The following is a 17,109-nucleotide window of genomic DNA, read 5'->3' as shown; positions in this document are numbered from 1 at the left end:
GAGCCATGCTCGGCAGAGGCCTTACCGGTAATGCTCCAGCCGAGCATGGCTCGGCACTACAGAAGGTTATCGGTAATGCCCCTACCGAGCATGGCTCGGCACTACAGGTGCATTCCGCTCAATCCGTTGGCTGCAACAGCGCCGTGCGCGCCTCGTCCAACAGCACGTTGACCTGGCGCAGGCGCACCGAGGCGCGTGACCAGACCATGCCGATACGGCGCGGCTCGCTGGGCTCGGGCAGCGGGATGCGTACCACCGAAATGCCTTCCGGCCACGGCTTTGCCCAATCTGGCACCAGCGACACGCCCAAACCGCGATCCACCATCACGGCAATCGCGTTCAGCGCATTCAGCTCGAACCGTTCGCGCGGCACGATGCCGGCCTTGCGCAGGTATTCGTCGGCCTGACGGCCGCCCCATTCGTGGCGGTCGTAGCGGATCAGCGGCTCTTCGCGCAGCAGCTGGTGCGGGTCGGCACCGGCCATGCGCGCCGGCGCCAGCACCACCAGCGGCTCTTCACGCAGCAGCTGCCAGTCGCAGGTCTTGGGCAGCGAAAACGGTGCCTGCAGCACCATCGCCGCATCCAGGTCGCCCGCTTCCACCGCGCCGTACAGGTCGGACGAATAACCGGGTTTGATGAAGACGTTTATCTCGGGGAACTTGGCCACCATCCGCGCCAGGATGTCTGGCACCAGCCCGCCCAGCGCGGTGGGGCAGGCGCCCAGCCGCAGCTCGCCGGCCATGCCGCTTTCGTTGGCGACGCTGCGCAGATCAGCCACGCCGCGCAGCAGGTCGCGCGAACGCTGCAGGATGCGCGCACCTTCCTCGGTGACGCTGACGGTGCGGCCGGCGCGCGCGATCAGCGGCGCACCCAGCTCGCGTTCCAGCGTGCGGATCTGCTGGGCAACGGCGGCCGGGGTGATGTGCAGCATGCGCGCCGCCGCAGCCATGGAGCCGCGGTCGACCACGGTGACAAAGGTATTGAGAAACTGGGTTTCCACGCGATTAGACCTCTCAGCTGCGCGCCAAACTACACCAGCGGGCGCGCCGACGCGATGCGACCAATGGCAGGGTCACCGCGCCGGCAGTGTGAAATGCCTGCGGTCCGCGACGGCTGGCGGGCCGCAGGCCGGTCTTCACAGAGCGTCCTGCTTGTAGATGGTCAGGCCCTTCAGCGAGCGGTTCGGCGCCGGGAAGAACAGGCTGGCCACATAGCCGATCACGATGCACAGGAAGATCGAGATGGCCAGGTAGAAGTACGGGTGCACCAGGCTGTACCACCAGGCCACGAACGTCAGCACGATGCTGGAGGCCACGCCGATTGCCACGCCGGCGGAGTTGGCACGGCGGGTGAACATGCCCAGCGTATAGGCACCGGCAAAGCCACCGCCGAGCAGGCCGGCCAGTTCGATCGACACGTCGAACAAGGAGTGGATGTCGTAGCGGGTCATGATCAGGGCCAGGCCAATCGCGGTAAGACCAACCAGCACCGTGGAAATTTCAGCGAACAGCACGCTCTTGCGCGGGGTCGGGTCCTTGGCCAGGCGCTCGTAGAAATCGACCGAGATCAATGTCGCCACGCTGTTCATGATGCTCGACAGCGTTGCCATGGCGGCTGCGAACACGCCGGCGATGATCAGGCCGGTGACACCCGGCGGCAGCTCGGCGGCGATGAACAGCGGGAAGGTCGCATCGATCGGCAGCAGCGGGTCAAGACGCTGCGGGTTGTTCTTGTAGAACACCCACAAGGCGGTGCCGATGCCGTAGAAGATGAAGCCACCCGGGATCATGATCGCGGCGAACGCCCAGATCGAACGGCCGGCTTCCTTGTCCGACTTGGTGGCCAGGGTGCGCTGCATCAGCACCTGGTCCTTGGGGAAAGTCAGCACCACGTCGAACACGACCAGGAAGATGAAGCCCCACACCGTGGCCTTGGTCAGGTCGAAGCTGAAATCGAACAGCTTGGTCTTGTCTTCCATCGCGGCAGTGGCGACGAATTCACCGAAGCCGCCCTTCAGCGTCCAGACGATGAACAGGATGGCGAAGATCGCGCCGCCCATCTTCACGATCACCTGCACGAAGTCGGTCCAGATCACCGCCTTCATGCCGCCCATCGCGGTGTAGAGGATGGTGAACACACCCATCATCATGATGCTCCACACCACGTTGATGCCGGTGATGGTGGCGATGGCCAGCGCGGGCAGGAACAGCACCACGCTCATCCGCGCGCCGATCTGCATGACGATGCACAGCGCACTGGCGAGCATGCGGATGGCGGGATGGAAGCGGGTTTCCAGATAGGAGAACACGCTCATCAGGTCCAAGCGGCGCAGCAGCGGCACGATCCACACCGCCACGAACATCAGGCCGACCACCGCGATCAGGTTGTTGGTCAGGTACTGCCAGTTGGTTTCGAACGCCTTGGCCGGAATGGCGATGAAGCTGATCGAGCTGGTGTTGGTGGCGTACAGGCTGACGCCTGCAGCCCAGAACGGAATGCTGCGGCCACCGACGAAGAAATCGGCAGTGCTGGCGCGTTTTTCGCGGAAGTAGAAGTAGGCGCCCATGCCCAGCATCGCGCCGAGATAGACGATGATCACCGCCCAGTCCAGCCAGCCCAGCAGGTGTTTGCCGCTCTGCAATTCAAAGGTATGCAGGCTGCCGTCGGCATTGGCCCAGGCAAGGCCGTTGCCCAGGCTGGCACTGGCCAGTGGCGCGTTGGCGGCGGTATCGGCCAGGTCAGCCCAGGCGCTGGTGATGGTGTGGAAGGTACGCGCATGGCTGCTGCCGACCGCGTCGGTCACCTGCATCAACAAGTGCGCCTGACCGAGTGCACGCAGCGAACCGGGCACCACGTCGCCGCCGATGGCGGGCAGGTTGTGCCAGCCTTTTTCGGTGTTCCAACGCAGCAGCTGCTGTGCGCCGTTGTTGCCGACCACCACGTACAGCGCGCCTTTCTGCGCCTGCATTGCAACCACAGCGGCTGCACCCGGCCATATCGGCTGCGGCTGCCACTGCGCGGCATCGGCGGGTTTGCGATACAGCTGGGTCACGCCGCTCTCGTCGACACCGGCCACGAACAGCACACCATCCAGCGCGGTGGCATGCGCGTTGCTCAACGGCGTCGGCAATGCCAGCGACTGACCCTTGCTCAGCGTCTCGCCCTTGAGGCTGATCTGTTGCAGCTGATCGCTGTGCAGCGCATCGGCGCCGGTTAGCAACCAGGTGCTGTCGCCATTGCGCACGATGTCGTGCACGACTTCGTTGCTGATGCCGCTGGCTGGGGTCCAGCTCTTGCCGTTCTTTCCAAGCAGCCAGGCATTGTCGCCGGAGCGGGCCAGCAGGCGGCCGTTGATATCCAGCAACTGCTGCACCGGCTTGGCGTCGGGCAGGGCCGGCAGCGTGCCGGTCTTGACTGCAGTCAGTGCGTCATCGGCGAAGGCCGTGCTGCTCAGCGCCAACAAGGTGGTGACGACAAGCAGGCGCAAGCCGAGCGAGAAGCGATGCGACAGCGCGGCGAGCGCAGTGGCCATGGGCGTGGGCATGGATGGAACCCCGGTAATGAACGGCATGGCGGCGAACCGCCAGATGGAAAGATCAGGCGCGCAGGGCGCCGGCGAGCAGGGCTTCGGCCCGGCGCAGGTAGGGCACATCGATCATGCGTCCTTCGAACAGGAACGCACCGCGGCCCAGGTCGCTGGCCGCCTGCGCGGCGGCAACAATACGCCGTGCCTCGTCCAGTTCGGCCTCGGGCACGCTGAAAATCACATTGGCCTGGCCAACCTGGCGCGGATGGATGCAGCTCTTGCCGATATAGCCCAGTTGCTGAGCGAGCATGGCTTCGGTACGGAAGCCGTCGGCATCGGCCACATCCGGCCAAGCCCCGTCGCAGGCAAACACGCCGGCTTCGGTGGCGGCCATTTTCACCGCAAACAACACCGCGTGGACATTGGCCGGGGTGCGGGCGATGCCATTGGGCGCGAACAGGTCGCCCAGGCCCAGCTGCAGGCCGGCCACGCGCGGATGCGCGGCGGCGAGTTCGGCGGCCAAGCGCAGACCACGCGGAGTTTCGATGTTCAGCAGCAGCCCGATCGGGCGGGTCACGCCATTGGCGGCCTCGGCCCGCTCCAGCGCGACGGCAACCTGGCGCACCTGCGCGGCCGATTCCACCTTGGGGATATTGAGCAGCCACAGCCCGGGCACGGCCATCGCGGCCAGATCGGCGGCGAAGTGCGGGCTGTCAGTGGCATTGGTGCGGACGATCAGCAGCTTGCTGCTGGTGGTCACATCAGCGCGGGCGAGGAAGCTGGCGAGGTTGTCACGCGCCGCCTGTTTGCCGGCCTCGGGGACGGAATCCTCCAGATCGAAGGACAGGGCATCGGCCGCACTGGCCAAGGCCTTGTCGAACAGTTCCGGACGTGCGCCGGGCACAAACAGCTTGCTACGCATGGCTTCCCCTCACTTTGAGAGGCAGTCTGCGCGAATCGGAAGGCTGAAAAAGTGTATTCCCCGACATTCACCCGATAGGTTTTGTTGTGGTTTGCGGGGTTTGGCGGGTGGGGGGAAGGCAGCAAAAGTTGGAAGTCTCCCTTCCCCCTTGCGGGGGAAGGTGCCCGAAGGGCGGAAGGGGGGGCGCTTTTGACGTTGCCTCAGCTGCGGGACAGCAAGCCGAAGCGGCCAAGGCCAAAGCCAAAGCCAAAGCCAAAGCCAAAGCCAAAGCCAAAGCCAAAGCCAAAGCCAAAGCCAAAGCCAAAGCCAAAGCACCCCTCCCCAACCCTCCCCTTGGCCTGCGTCCAAAGGGAGGGAGCAGACTGCCGCGGCACCCGGCCACGCCAGGCCGCAAGCAATACCGCAGCACCCCAGCGCCGTCCCCTCTCCCGCCTGCGGGGGAGGGTGCCCGAAGGGCGGGAAGGGGGGCTTTTGATCTTGCTCGCGCTCCGCCCCCTGCAAAACCCAGCCCAAGCGTCAAGTAAGTAATCAGGCCCCCTGCATTGCAACAGCCAGCAAAACCAAGTCTCAAGCCCCCCAACGCCCTTTGCCCAAGAGCAAACCAAGCCCCAGAAGGTCTTGAACAAAGCAGTTACCCCCACCACCAAGCCGGTTCAGCCTGATATACACAAGCCACCCCGGCTATCATGGCCCTTCACATAAATCAGCCAAATCCGGCGACCCATTACGGCGCCAAAAGGCTGAAACAAACCACCGAGGCAGGGGAAGCATGGCGGAAGTAACCAAGGCCCGGACCGGCCACCTGATACGCAAGCTGTTCGGCATCCTGCAAACCCGGCCCGACGGCATGAAGGCCGCAGAAGCCCTGGCAACGCTGGCGTCCCAGGTCGAGCTGACCCCCTACGAAGCCGGCGACTACCCTACCGGCGGGCGCCGCTTCGAGAAGATCGTCCGCTTCGCCACCGTCGACACCGTAAAAGCCGGTTGGCTGGTCAAGGACAAGGGCATCTGGAGCATCACCGCCGAAGGCGCCCAAGCCCTGCAGCAGTACCCGAACGGCGAACAGTTCTACCGCGAGGCGGTACGCCTGTACCACAAATGGAAAAAGGCGCAGCCCGTAATCGAAATCGATGAAGGCGATGACGAGGCGGTGGAAAAGTCCGCCAGCATCACCTTGGAGCAGGCCGAGGAAATGGCCTGGGCCGAGATCGAGGCCTATCTGGCCGACATGCCGCCCTACGACTTCCAGGAGTTGGTGGGCGCGCTGCTCACGGCCATGGGTTACCACGTGGCGTGGATTGCCCCGCCCGGTAAGGACGGCGGCGTGGACGTCATCGCCTACAACGACCCGCTGGGCACCCGCCCTCCGCGCATCAAGGTGCAGGTCAAACGCAACGCTAACTCACCCAAGATCGATGTGATGGGCCTGCGCAGCTTCATGGCCGTGCTGGGTGAAGGCGACGTCGGCCTGTTTGTGGCCCTGTCCGGCTTCACCAAGGACGCCGACTTGGAAGCCCGCCAAAGCCACCGCCGCATCACCCTGATCGACGCCAACCAGCTGGTCGAACTGTGGACCCGCCATTACGCCCAGCTGGATGACAGCGCCCGCCGCCGTTTGCCGCTCAAGCCGGTTTGGTTTTTGGCGGGTGAGAATTGAATTCAAATAGGAATTAGCAGTGGATAGCAGTCAACTGAAGTGGATATCTGACTTCATCTGGAATATTGCCGATGATCGCCTGCGCGACGTCTACGTGCGCGGCAAGTATCGTGACGTGATCTTGCCCTTCACCGTGCTGCGGAGGCTCGATGCCGTACTGGAAGCCACCAAGAATGCAGTGCTGGAGCGCAAGAGGTTCCTCGACACTCATAAGGTGGCTGAGCAGGACGGTGCGTTGCGCATGGCGGCAGACCAGGCCTTTTATAACGTCTCGGAATTCACACTGACCAAGCTGAAGGCCAGCGTGGCAGGGCAGCGCCTGCGCGATGACTTCATTGCGTATCTGGACGGCTTTTCGCCGAATGTGCAGGAAATCCTTACCAAGTTCAACTTCCGCAACCAGATCCAGAAGCTGGTGGATTCGCACGTCCTTGGCTACCTGATCGACGACTTCCTCGACCCCAAGGTCAATCTCGCACCGCTACCGGTGAAGGATGTCGATGGCCGCATAAAGCTGCCCGCGCTGGACAACCACGGCATGGGCACAGTGTTCGAGGAGCTGATCCGTCGCTTCAACGAAGAGAACAATGAAGAGGCAGGCGAACACTTCACTCCGCGCGACGTGGTGCAGCTCATGGCCAAGCTGCTGTTCCTGCCGGTGGCCGACCGGATCGAATCCAGCACCTATTCGCTCTACGACGGCTCCTGCGGCACCGGCGGCATGCTCACCGTGGCCGAGGAAGCACTGCACGAACTGGCCGAGCAGCACGGCAAGGAAGTGTCGATCCACCTGTTCGGCCAGGAGATCAGCGACGAAACCTACGCCATCTGCAAGGCCGATCTGCTCCTGAAGGGTCAAGGCGCGGAGGCCGAGAACATCGTCGGCGGTGCGGACAAATCAACCCTGTCCGCCGACCAGTTCCGCAGCCGCGAGTTCGATTTCATGATCTCCAACCCGCCCTACGGCAAGAGTTGGAAGACCGATCTGGAGCGCATGGGCGGCAAGAAGGAATTGAACGATCCGCGTTTCATCGTCAACCACGCGGACAACCCCGAGTTCAAACTCCTCACCCGCTCCAGCGACGGGCAGCTCATGTTCCAGGTGAACAAGCTGCAAAAGATGAAACACAACACGCCGCTGGGCAGCCGCATCGCGCTGGTGCATAACGGCTCGGCGCTGTTCACCGGCGACGCGGGTCAGGGTGAGAGCAACATCCGCCGTTGGGTGCTGGAGAACGATTGGCTTGAATCCATCATCGCCTTGCCGCTCAACATCTTTTACAATACTGGCATCGCCACTTATATTTGGGTGCTGGCTAACAAGAAGCCCGAAGCACGTCGTGGCAAGGTGCAGTTGATCGATGCCAGCGGCTGGTTCCGGCCGCTGCGCCGCAACCTTGGCAAAAAGAACTGCGAACTGAGTGAGTCCGATATTGCCCGTATCGTTGATCGGTATTTGGGCGGGGTTCAGGAAGCCGCGCAGTCCAAATGGTTCGACACCCAGGATTTCGGCTACTCGAAGATCACCGTCGAGCGCCCGTTGCGCCTGAAAAGCCAGCTCTCCGACGAACGCATCGAGCCGCTGCGCTTCGCTTCCGGCGATGAAGCGCTGCGTGCGGAGATCTATGCCACCCATGGCGACGCGGTCTACACCGAATTCGCCAAGTGCAAACCAGCCATCGAGGCGTGGCTGAAAGGCGAGGACGAGGATGACGAAAGCGAGGAAGCGGATAGCGGTGACGACAGCGAGGCTCCCGCTGCGCGCAAGGCCGTGCCCGCCAAGCGCCGCAAGAAGCTGCTCGACGCCGCGACATGGCAGCGTGACAAGGGGTTGATGGAGGTGGCGCAACGAGCGCAGAAGGCACTGGGCGGCGCCGTGTTCGACGACCACAACACATTTCGCACCCGCTTCGATGCCGCACTCAAGGCTCAGGGCGACAAGCTCGGCGCGCCGGAGAAGAAGGCTATCTACAAGGCGGTAAGTTGGCGCGATGAGGACGCGCCGCCGGTCATCGCAAAACGCAGTAAGCTCAAGAAGGGCGAGTATTTCGAGCCAGGTTTTGATGGTGCGTACCTGGAGACTGTGGGCAAGGATCGTTTCATGGTCGAGTATGAGCCGGACAGCGAGCTGCGCGATACCGAGCAGGTGCCGTTGAAGGAACAAGGCGGCATCGATGCCTTCTTCGAGCGCGAAGTGCTGCCCTACGCGTTGGACGCTTGGGTCGCAACGGACAAGACCCAGATCGGCTACGAGATTTCGTTCGCTCGCTACTTCTACAAGCCCGCGCCACTGCGCACGCTGACAGAAATACGTGCCGACATCCTCGCGTTGGAGCGGCAGAGCGATGGATTGCTGCACAAGATTGTGGGGGGGGCGTAATGACGGCGGCGATCGCGTACCCGAGCTACCGGCAGCCGAAAATGCGCTGGTTGCCCTCTGTGCCGGAACACTGGAACGAGCAACGTGCCAAGACCTTTTTTCGTGAGGTGGATGAGCGCTCGAAGACCGGGCAGGAAGAGCTACTGTCGGTGTCTCACCTCACTGGCGTCACCCCACGCAGTCAAAAGAAGGTCACGATGTTCAAGGCTGCGAGCTACGTTGGCTCCAAACTGTGCCGCCCCGGCGACATCGTCATCAACACCCTGTGGGCGTGGATGGCAGCGCTTGGTGCTAGCAAGCACGTGGGCATCGTCAGTCCGGCCTATGGAGTGTACCGCCCGCATCGCGTCGAGAGCTTCAACCCGGCGTATCTCGATTACCTATTGCGTACCCGGGCCTATATCGCCGAATACATCGGGCGCTCGACTGGCATCCGATCTTCGCGCCTACGCCTATACCCGAATCAGTTCCTCGACATTGCGCTGATCCAGCCCCCGCGCTCCGAGCAAGACCAGATCGTTGCCTACCTGCGCGCACAGGACGCGCACATCGCCCGTTTTATCAAGACTAGGCGCGACCTCATTTCGCTGTTGATTGAACTGAAACAGACCATCATCGAGGGTGCGGTAACACAGGGGCTTAATTCCGCTACAGAGAAGCGTCATTCAGGGATCGAATGGATTCCGCAGATCCCCGCACATTGGGAAACAAGCAAGCTAAAACACGTTGCAGCGTTCAATCCGTCTCGCTCGGAGAGTGCCGCATTTCGACTCAGCGACGCCTCGGTGTCGTTCCTGCCGATGGAATGCATCACGACGGATGGAAAGCTACAAAGCATTGAGACCAGAAAGACCTCGGACGTTTGGGAGGGCTACACCTACTTCCGCCGCAATGATGTGGTGATGGCGAAGATCACCCCATGCTTCGAGAACGGGAAGGGCGGGTTGCTGGATACGCTACCGACAGAGATCGGTTTTGGCACAACGGAGTTCATCGTGCTCCGGGCGGCAGAGCAGCGAGTTCGACCGGCGTTTCTAGCGAAGCTGTTGTCGCTTAGGACCTTCCGCGTGCTGGGAGCCGATGCGATGACGGGAGCTGCGGGTCAGCAGCGCGTGCCGCTTGGCTTTGTCAAGAACTTCGGAATTGTTCTGCCGCCGTTGGGTGAGCAGGATCAGATTTTGAACGAGCTTCAAACTGCGACGGCAGAGCAGGACGTTGCCATCGAGAAAATTCGTGGCGAAATCGCCCTCATCCGAGAATACCGGGACTGCCTGATTGCCGATGTGGTCACGGGCCAAGTGGATGTACGCGGCTGGCAACCCGGCCCGGAGGACGTAGTGGATGACGCGGCGCTGGCCGTACTGGGCGATGACTTGGAAGATATGACCGGAGAGGAGGGTGGCGATGGCGAAGACTGACACCACCGAGCGTTGGTTTGAGGCACGCGTGGTACGCGGCTTGACTGGTGTGCTGCAGCCCGAGTACAGCCATGCGCTGGCTTCCACGGATTTCGCCGCCACCCACAACGGCTATGTGCAGGGCAGGTCCACCGACTACAACCGTGATGTGGCGCTGGATGTGGCACAGCTGCTGGCCTTCTTGCAGGCCACCCAGCCTAAAGCATTGGAAATGCTGGAACTGGGGGCGGAAGGCATCAAGCGCACCCAGTTCCTGCACCGCCTGCAGGGCGAGATCACCAAGCGCGGCGTGGTGGACGTGCTGCGAAAAGGCGTGAGCCACGGGCCGGTTCACGTCGATCTCTACAAGCTGCTACCCACACCGGGCAACACCGCCGCAGCGGATGCCTTCGGCAGGAACATCTTCAGCGTCACTCGACAGGTGCGCTATAGCAACGATTCCGGCAACGAGCTGGATTTGGCAATCTTCATCAATGGTCTGCCGGTGCTGACCTTCGAGTTGAAGAATTCGCTGACCAAGCAGACACTGGCAGACGCAATCGTCCAATACCAGACCACGCGCAGCCCGCAGGAGTTGCTATTTCAGTTAGGTCGTTGCGTGGCGCACGTCGCGGTCGATGACGCGGAGGCTGCGTTCTGCACAGAGCTGAAGGGCAAGGCGTCGTGGTTCCTGCCGTTCAATCAGGGCTGGAACAGCGGCGCAGGCAACCCGCCCAACCCGGAGGGACTGAAGACCGATTTCCTGTGGAAGCAGGTGCTGACCCGCAAGTCGCTGGCCAACATCATCGAGAGTTACGCGCAGGTGGTGGAAGAGGAAGAGGCGGACGCTGGCGGCAAGAAGCGCAAGAAACGCAAGCAGATTTTCCCGCGCTTCCATCAGTTGCGTACGGTGCGTGCGCTGCTGCGGCGCGCCCATACCGATGGGGTGGGCAAGCGCTATCTGATCCAGCATTCGGCAGGAAGCGGCAAGAGCAACACGATTGCCTGGCTGGCGCACCAATTGGTGGAGTTGCGCCGCAAGGACGACCCGATGACGCCGCAGTTCGACTCCATCATCGTCATCACCGACCGACGCGCGCTGGACACGCAGATTGCCCGCACCATCAAAGGGTACGACCACGTGGCCGCGATCGTCGGCCACTCCGACAACGCGCAGGAACTGCGCGAGTACCTGCGTCGTGGCAAGAAGATCATCGTCACCACAGTGCAAAAGTTTCCGTTCATCCTCGATGAGCTGGGCGACTTATCCGGCAAGAGCTTCGCGCTGTTGATCGATGAGGCGCATTCCAGCCAAGGCGGAAAGACAACTGCGCGGATGCACGAAGCCCTCGGGGGCAAGGTCGTCGAGGAGGGGTTCGAAGAGGACAGCACGCAGGATGCCGTCAACGCCGAGATCGAGAAGCGCATCGCCTCCCGCAAGCTGCTCGCAAATGCCAGCTACTTCGCGTTCACTGCCACACCCAAGAGTAAGACGTTGGAGTTGTTCGGAGAGAAGACTCTGGTCGGCGACAAGGTGCAATTCCGCTCGCCCGAAGAACTGACCTACACCACCAAGCAGGCCATCCAGGAGAAGTTCATCCTCGATGTGGTGGAGAACTACACCCCCTATGACAGCTTTTACCAAGTGGCCAAGGCAGTAGCGGACGATCCGGAGTTCGACAAGGTCAAGGCGCTGAAGAAGATCCGCCATTACGTCGAGTCGCACGACAAGGCCATCCGGCGCAAGGCCGAGATCATGGTCGATCACTTCATTATGCAGGTCGCGGGCAAACAGAAGATCGGCGGCAAGGCGCGAGCAATGATCGTGTGCAACGGCATCGCACGGGCCATCGACTACTGGCGCGAGGTGTCGGACTACCTTACACGGATCAAGAGTCCGTACAAGGCCATCGTGGCGTACTCGGGTGACTTCGAGATTGGCGGCCAGAAGAAGGCCGAGGCTGATCTCAACGGGTTTCCGAGCAAGGACATTCCGGCCAACCTCAAGCAAGACCCGCATCGCTTCCTGATCGTCGCCAACAAGTTCGTCACTGGCTTTGATGAGCCCTTGTTGCACACGATGTACGTGGACAAGCCGCTGGCGGGCGTGCTGGCGGTGCAGACCCTGTCCCGCCTGAACCGGGCGCACCCACAGAAGCACGACACCTTTGTGCTCGACTTCGCTGACAACGCCGAGGCGGTGAAGGCGGCGTTCCAGGACTACTACCGCGCCACCATTCAGACTGGTGAAACTGACGCCAACAAACTGCACGACCTGAAGGCCGAACTTGACGGCCTGCAGGTGTATAGCTGGCAGCAGGTGGAAGACTTGGTGGCGCTGTATTTGAGTGGCGCGGATCGGGACAAACTAGACCCCATCCTCGATGCCTGCGTGGCCGAATATACCGACAAGCTCGGCGAGGACGATCAGGTCAAGTTCAAGGGAAAGGCCAAGGCCTTTGTGCGCAGTTACGGCTTCCTGGCCGCGATCCTGACTTACGGCCACCCGACGTGGGAGAAGCTGTCGATCTTCCTGAATTTCCTCATCCCAAAGCTACCTGCACCCAAAGAGGAAGACCTCTCCAAGGGGGTGCTGGAAACCATCGACATGGACAGCTACCGGGTTGAGGCAAAAGCAGCGTTGAAGATGGCGATGGCCGATGCAGATGCCACAGTCGAGCCAGTACCGCCGGGTGATGGTGGCGGTAAAGGCGAGGCGGACATCGACAAACTCTCCGCGATCATCAAAACCTTCAATGATCTGTTCGGCAACATCGAGTGGAAAGACGAGGACAAGATCCGCAAGGTCATCGCAGAGGAGATACCGGCGCGGGTGGCACAAGACAAGGCTTACCAGAACGCGCAGGCGAACTCCGACAAGCAGAACGCCAAGTTGGAGCACGACAAAGTGCTCAACCGCGTGGTGCTGGAATTGTTGTCAGATCACACCGAACTGTTCAAGCAGTTCAGCGAAAACCCCAACTTCAAACGCTGGCTGACGGACATGGTGTTTGATGTGACGTACCAGCAGAACCCAGCCAATGGCGTAGAGAACGTCCGTATTCGTGCATTGGATATTGTTCGAAACAGATTCGGTGCCGGGGTGGTCTGGTCACAAGCCGTGGATATACTGCTGGATAGATTGGCGGCGGGAGGAAGGAGCAGTCTGGGTATTGCCGATCTCGCCTTCATCGAAGAAACCAGCTTGTTGTCGGTGAGCCATGTTCTGTTTCCCGTTCTGAATCTGTTATCGGCCCACGACGTCGGAATCCTGAATCGAGAGTTTGTCCGTGTAGGCAGCGCGGATACTCCACAGGCGATGAGCTTCGACGAGGTGCGCTTACTGGCGCAGGAAGATCCGGAGGGCGACGACTGGACTGAACGGCTGTCGATTCGTTGGGCGCTTCAAAATGCACAGAGGATTGCGCATGGGTGATAGTCTGAAAATGCTGTTTGGCTGGTTTCCAGTGTTGCGGGAACTGTTCCAAGCCAAAACAGAGAAAGAGTTCGACGATTTTCTTGACCGTCATTTCGAGGAATGTGTTCAGCGCATGGAGGCGGAAGCCCATCACTTAGCGGCTGATAGTGAAGAAAAGCTGTCAGCGTTCCTGGCGGCAGCTCTGAGGATGCCGGGCCTTGCTGTGACGCGTGAGGGATACAGCAATGGGCGGGTCGATCTAACAATCAGGTCCGAGAGCATGATGTTTTCACAGCAGCGGCTGGCTGAGGCGAAGATCTATGCAGGACCCGCGTATCACGCACGGGCGATCGCACAGTTGGCTTCCCGCTACTCTACTGGTCGGCAAGGCCGTGGCTATGTCGTCGAGTACTTCAAGAAGCCCGGCATTTCTGAACTAGTGCTTGGCTTGCGTATAAAGGCAGATGCCGATCTGCCCGTGCATCAGCACGGAGCGACATTCGATCACCCAATGAAATGGGCCTATGTCAGCCATCACAAGCATGCAAGCGCAGAGCTGATTCATGTCGTGCATGTCAATGTGAATCTTCACCGGTGATATTGATCCGCCTCCGGGAAAACGGGCCAAGGTGAAGTAGAGACCTCGCTCCACATGCTAAAACACCGAGATCCCTCACGACTGCCTTGGCGGGCTGACGCCCGCCAAGTTCCCTCAGTACCACGAGCCGGATACCTCTAATTTAGCTTGGCATTGAATTGCGGGAAGTCGTTAGTGACACTTGGACTCTAGGGAGCCCGGCTACTGAAGGCGGGGCCGTCGTTCAGGTGGCTACTCGGTCGGCTAGAATCAAAGAAAGGCAATCGGTTGCCGTGCAAGAATATGAGAATAATGGGTTTATTAAGTTCATGAAAATCGCATCGTGGAACGTCAATTCGCTCAACGTCCGCCTGCCGCATCTGGAACAGTGGCTGGCCGACTTTGCCCCCGACGTGGTCGGCATCCAGGAAACCAAGTTGGAGGACCACAAGTTCCCCGACACGCGGCTGCTGGAGCTGGGCTACCGCAACGTGTTCGCCGGGCAGAAGACCTATAACGGTGTCGCGCTGCTGTCGCGCCATCCGATTGAAGACGTGCAGATCGGCATCCCCGGTTTCGAGGACGAGCAGAAGCGGGTGATCGCCGGCACCGTCAATGGCGTGCGCATCATCAATCTGTATGTGGTCAACGGCCAGGACGTGGGCACCGACAAGTACGCCTACAAGCTGCGCTGGCTGGAAGCGGTGCATGCCTGGGTGGCCGCCGAGCTGCAGAAGCACCCGCAGCTCGTGGTGATGGGCGATTTCAACATCGCCCCGGATGACCGCGATGTCTACGACCCGGCGGTGTGGAACGGTGACCACATCCTGACCTCCACCGCCGAGCGTGGCGCGCTGCAGAAGTTGCTGGATCTGGGCCTGCACGACGCCTTCCGCCTGCACAACGATGCTGCCGGCATCTTCAGCTGGTGGGATTACCGCGCGGCCGGTTTCCGTCGTGACCTGGGTCTGCGCATCGACCTGACCCTGGTGTCCGATGCGCTCAAGCCGCGCGCTGTCGCCTCCGGCATCGACCGCGAGCCGCGCACCTGGGAACGCCCCAGCGATCACGCCCCGGCCTGGGTACAGTTGGCGCAGGACTGAAAAAACAAGGCCCGGCTGTTGCCAGCCGGGCCCTGGTCGAATCGGCGCCAGAACGTCTAACGCACGCTTTTGCGTGTGAACAGATTGACGATGGCCAGCAGTACCACCGCGCCAACCAGTGACAACAGGAACGAGCGCAGCGTGATTGCGCCATTGATGCTGCCGCCGCTGAAGAAAAAGCCGGCAATCAAGGCCCCGATGATGCCCACCACGATGTTCAGGATGATGCCCTGCTGCGCATCGCGGCGCATGATGATGCTGGCCAGCCAACCCACGACGCCACCAACAATCAACCAGATGATGATGCCCATGTGCGAACCTCCCTGCCGATATGCACCTAGGGTGCGGTGGGTACAGTCAACGCGGAGCCGTGTGAAATCCTTGTTGACCCTCGTCATGGCCGGTTGCGCATGAGTGACGCGCAGGCCGTCTGGCAGTTTGGTCAGGTGCGGGTATGGTTGCTGCCGCACCTGCCGGGCACCCGCGGGGAGCCGCAGGCACGCGAACTGCTGGCCCGCGAGCTGGGCAGCACCCCGCACGGGCTGCCGCTGACCCGCGATGAGCGCAGCCGCCCCTGGCTGATCGGCGAACTGGCGCATTACGGCACCGGCTGGAGCCATAGCGGCGGCCATCTGCTGGTGGCCTTGGGCGAGGGCGCCCGGCTGGGCGTGGACCTGGAGCGGCAGCGCCCGCGCCGGCAGATGCGCGAGGTGATCCGGCGTTTCTTCCACCCTGATGAGATCGCCTGGCTGGATGGCCTGGATGATGCCGGCTGCGAACATTGGTTTTTCCGCGTGTGGTGCGCCAAGGAAGCGCTGCTCAAGGCACACGGTCATGGCATCTCATTTGGGCTGGAGAAACTGCGCTTTGCGCCTGATGTTGAAGGCGTTTTGCAGCTGGTGTGGTGCGATCCAGGCTTGGGCGATGCGGCCCGCTGGCATTTATATGAGTGGCAGGCGACGGAAGATTTCCGCGCCGCGCTGGCGTGGTACCCGCTGTAGCTTCTGCCCCCTCCCTTTGGCGAAGCCAAGGTGAGGGTTGGGGAGGGGTAGCTTTGCTCCCTCCCTTGCGCGCAGCATAGGGGAGGGCCGGGGAGGGGTAGCTGTTGCCGTTGCTCTTACCCTGCGCGAAAGATCCAAAGCTCAAGTCCAAAGCACCCCTCCCCAACCCGTCCGGCCCGAAGGCGCAGCCTTCGGTCGTTCATCAGGCCGCGCGCCAGTGGCGCGCAAGCAGGCCTTCTTCACCCCCTGTGCTTGCGCACAAGGGAGGGGGCAAAGCTGGCCTTCAGCGCAGGGACGGGGGCCTAAAGCCAAAGCGCCACTCCTGCGATAATCCCCGCCATGAACGACACCACTCTCCCGCGCGAAGTCGCCAGTGACCTCGACCACGGCCTGAAAGCCATGGGCCTGGATGCTGCCTTGGCCAAGCCCCTGCTGGCCTACCTGACCCTGCTGGTGCGCTGGAACCGCACCTACAATCTCACCGCCGTGCGCGACCCGCGCGAAATGGTGACCCGCCATCTGCTGGATTCGCTGGCAATGGCGCCGCATGTCAGCACTGGCAGCTTGGCCGATCTGGGCACCGGCCCCGGGCTGCCGGGCATCCCGCTGGCCATCACCCATCCGCAACTGCAGGTCACTCTGGTTGAAAGCAATGGCAAGAAGGCCCGCTTCATGCGTGAGGCCGTGCGCCAGCTCGGGCTGGGCAACGCCCGCGTGGCTGAATCCCGTGCCGAGGCGCTGGACGAGTCGGGCGCCTATGACAACCTCACCGCCCGCGCCATGGACACCCTGGCTGGCATCATCGAGGTCGGCGGCCACCTGCTGCGCCCCGGCGGCCAGCTGCTGGCGATGAAGGGCGTCTACCCGCACGAAGAGATCGCCCAGCTGCCAGCGGGCTGGCAGGTGCTGGAAGTACGCCCGCTGCAGGTGCCAGGCTTGGTAGGCGACCGCCATCTGGTGGTAGTGGAGCGCAAGGGCTAAAGCGGTAGTGCCGAGCCATGCTCGGCAGGGGCCTTACCGGCCAAAGCCAAAAGCTACCCCTCCCCAACCCTCCCCGTGGCTTCGCCAAAGGGAGGGGGCAACCGCAAATGCGGTGCAAATCAGGGCGACTTCCCGGCCTAAAGCCGC

General features: G+C 61.8%; 12 protein-coding genes. 8 read left to right on the top strand and 4 right to left on the bottom strand.

Annotated features, from left to right (window positions below; all coding sequences use genetic code 11):
• Window positions 1-118: 118 nt before the first annotated feature.
• From ABE493_RS14065 to ABE493_RS14055, 3 genes are all read right to left on the bottom strand, one after another.
• Complete coding sequence (locus ABE493_RS14065; RefSeq protein WP_346499536.1) at window positions 119-1,000, bottom strand: LysR family transcriptional regulator; 882 nt, start codon at window positions 998-1,000, stop codon at window positions 119-121.
• Between the two features lie 135 nt (window positions 1,001-1,135).
• Window positions 1,136-3,544: a sodium:solute symporter gene (locus ABE493_RS14060; RefSeq protein WP_346499535.1), complete on the bottom strand. Its 2,409-nt coding sequence runs from the start codon at window positions 3,542-3,544 to the stop codon at window positions 1,136-1,138.
• 52 nt (window positions 3,545-3,596) lie between these two features.
• Entirely contained in the window at window positions 3,597-4,448 is an 852-nt protein-coding gene (locus ABE493_RS14055; protein ID WP_346499534.1) for an HpcH/HpaI aldolase/citrate lyase family protein, read from the bottom strand.
• A gap of 769 nt (window positions 4,449-5,217) precedes the next feature.
• Here ABE493_RS14055 and ABE493_RS14050 point away from each other — a divergent pair.
• From ABE493_RS14050 to xth, 6 genes are all read left to right on the top strand, one after another.
• Complete coding sequence (locus ABE493_RS14050) at window positions 5,218-6,105, top strand: restriction endonuclease (protein ID WP_346499533.1); 888 nt, start codon at window positions 5,218-5,220, stop codon at window positions 6,103-6,105.
• A 19-nt stretch (window positions 6,106-6,124) separates the two neighbouring features.
• Window positions 6,125-8,485 carry a type I restriction-modification system subunit M gene (locus ABE493_RS14045; RefSeq protein ID WP_346499532.1) on the top strand — a complete coding sequence of 787 codons (2,361 nt, stop codon included), beginning with the start codon at window positions 6,125-6,127 and terminating at the stop codon, window positions 8,483-8,485.
• The gene (locus ABE493_RS14040; RefSeq protein WP_346499531.1) at window positions 8,485-9,903 is read left to right on the top strand and encodes a restriction endonuclease subunit S; all 1,419 of its coding nucleotides are present in this window, start codon (window positions 8,485-8,487) and stop codon (window positions 9,901-9,903) included. Before ABE493_RS14045 ends, ABE493_RS14040 begins: the two co-directional genes overlap by 1 nt.
• Entirely contained in the window at window positions 9,890-13,318 is a 3,429-nt protein-coding gene (locus tag ABE493_RS14035; RefSeq protein ID WP_346499530.1) for a type I restriction endonuclease subunit R, read from the top strand. Before ABE493_RS14040 ends, ABE493_RS14035 begins: the two co-directional genes overlap by 14 nt.
• Window positions 13,311-13,898: a hypothetical protein gene (locus ABE493_RS14030; RefSeq protein ID WP_346499529.1), complete on the top strand. Its 588-nt coding sequence runs from the start codon at window positions 13,311-13,313 to the stop codon at window positions 13,896-13,898. The genes ABE493_RS14035 and ABE493_RS14030 overlap by 8 nt, the downstream gene beginning before the upstream one ends.
• 308 nt (window positions 13,899-14,206) lie before the next feature.
• Window positions 14,207-14,980, top strand: a complete 774-nt coding sequence (xth, locus tag ABE493_RS14025) for an exodeoxyribonuclease III (RefSeq protein WP_346499528.1) — start codon at window positions 14,207-14,209, stop codon at window positions 14,978-14,980.
• 56 nt (window positions 14,981-15,036) lie between these two features.
• Here the strand turns inward: xth and ABE493_RS14020 are convergent, their stop codons facing one another.
• Window positions 15,037-15,291, bottom strand: a complete 255-nt coding sequence (locus ABE493_RS14020) for a GlsB/YeaQ/YmgE family stress response membrane protein (protein WP_346499527.1) — start codon at window positions 15,289-15,291, stop codon at window positions 15,037-15,039.
• A gap of 99 nt (window positions 15,292-15,390) precedes the next feature.
• Here ABE493_RS14020 and ABE493_RS14015 point away from each other — a divergent pair, with 99 nt between their 5' ends.
• A complete protein-coding gene (locus ABE493_RS14015) occupies window positions 15,391-15,981 on the top strand; it encodes a 4'-phosphopantetheinyl transferase family protein (RefSeq protein ID WP_346499526.1) in 591 nt (196 codons plus the stop codon).
• Window positions 15,982-16,320: 339 nt separating this feature from the next.
• Entirely contained in the window at window positions 16,321-16,962 is a 642-nt protein-coding gene (gene rsmG, locus ABE493_RS14010; RefSeq protein ID WP_346499525.1) for a 16S rRNA (guanine(527)-N(7))-methyltransferase RsmG, read from the top strand.
• The last annotated feature ends 147 nt before the right edge of the window (window positions 16,963-17,109 follow it).

The sequence above is a fragment of the Stenotrophomonas terrae genome (assembly GCF_039674165.1).
Lineage (GTDB): Bacteria > Pseudomonadota > Gammaproteobacteria > Xanthomonadales > Xanthomonadaceae > Stenotrophomonas > Stenotrophomonas terrae_A.
This window is presented reverse-complemented; position numbering and strand designations above follow the sequence as displayed.

Excerpts from the sequence above, each read along its gene's own strand:
- ABE493_RS14020 (WP_346499527.1), bottom strand. The coding sequence starts at position 15,291 with ATGGGCATCATCATCTGGTTGATTGTTGGTGGCGTCGTGGGTTGGCTG.
- ABE493_RS14015 (WP_346499526.1), top strand. The coding sequence starts at position 15,391 with ATGAGTGACGCGCAGGCCGTCTGGCAGTTTGGTCAGGTGCGGGTATGG.
- ABE493_RS14030 (WP_346499529.1), top strand. The coding sequence starts at position 13,311 with ATGGGTGATAGTCTGAAAATGCTGTTTGGCTGGTTTCCAGTGTTGCGG.
- ABE493_RS14060 (WP_346499535.1), bottom strand. The coding sequence starts at position 3,544 with ATGCCCACGCCCATGGCCACTGCGCTCGCCGCGCTGTCGCATCGCTTC.
- ABE493_RS14055 (WP_346499534.1), bottom strand. The coding sequence starts at position 4,448 with ATGCGTAGCAAGCTGTTTGTGCCCGGCGCACGTCCGGAACTGTTCGAC.
- ABE493_RS14040 (WP_346499531.1), top strand. The coding sequence starts at position 8,485 with ATGACGGCGGCGATCGCGTACCCGAGCTACCGGCAGCCGAAAATGCGC.
- ABE493_RS14035 (WP_346499530.1), top strand. The coding sequence starts at position 9,890 with ATGGCGAAGACTGACACCACCGAGCGTTGGTTTGAGGCACGCGTGGTA.
- rsmG (WP_346499525.1), top strand. The coding sequence starts at position 16,321 with ATGAACGACACCACTCTCCCGCGCGAAGTCGCCAGTGACCTCGACCAC.
- xth (WP_346499528.1), top strand. The coding sequence starts at position 14,207 with ATGAAAATCGCATCGTGGAACGTCAATTCGCTCAACGTCCGCCTGCCG.
- ABE493_RS14050 (WP_346499533.1), top strand. The coding sequence starts at position 5,218 with ATGGCGGAAGTAACCAAGGCCCGGACCGGCCACCTGATACGCAAGCTG.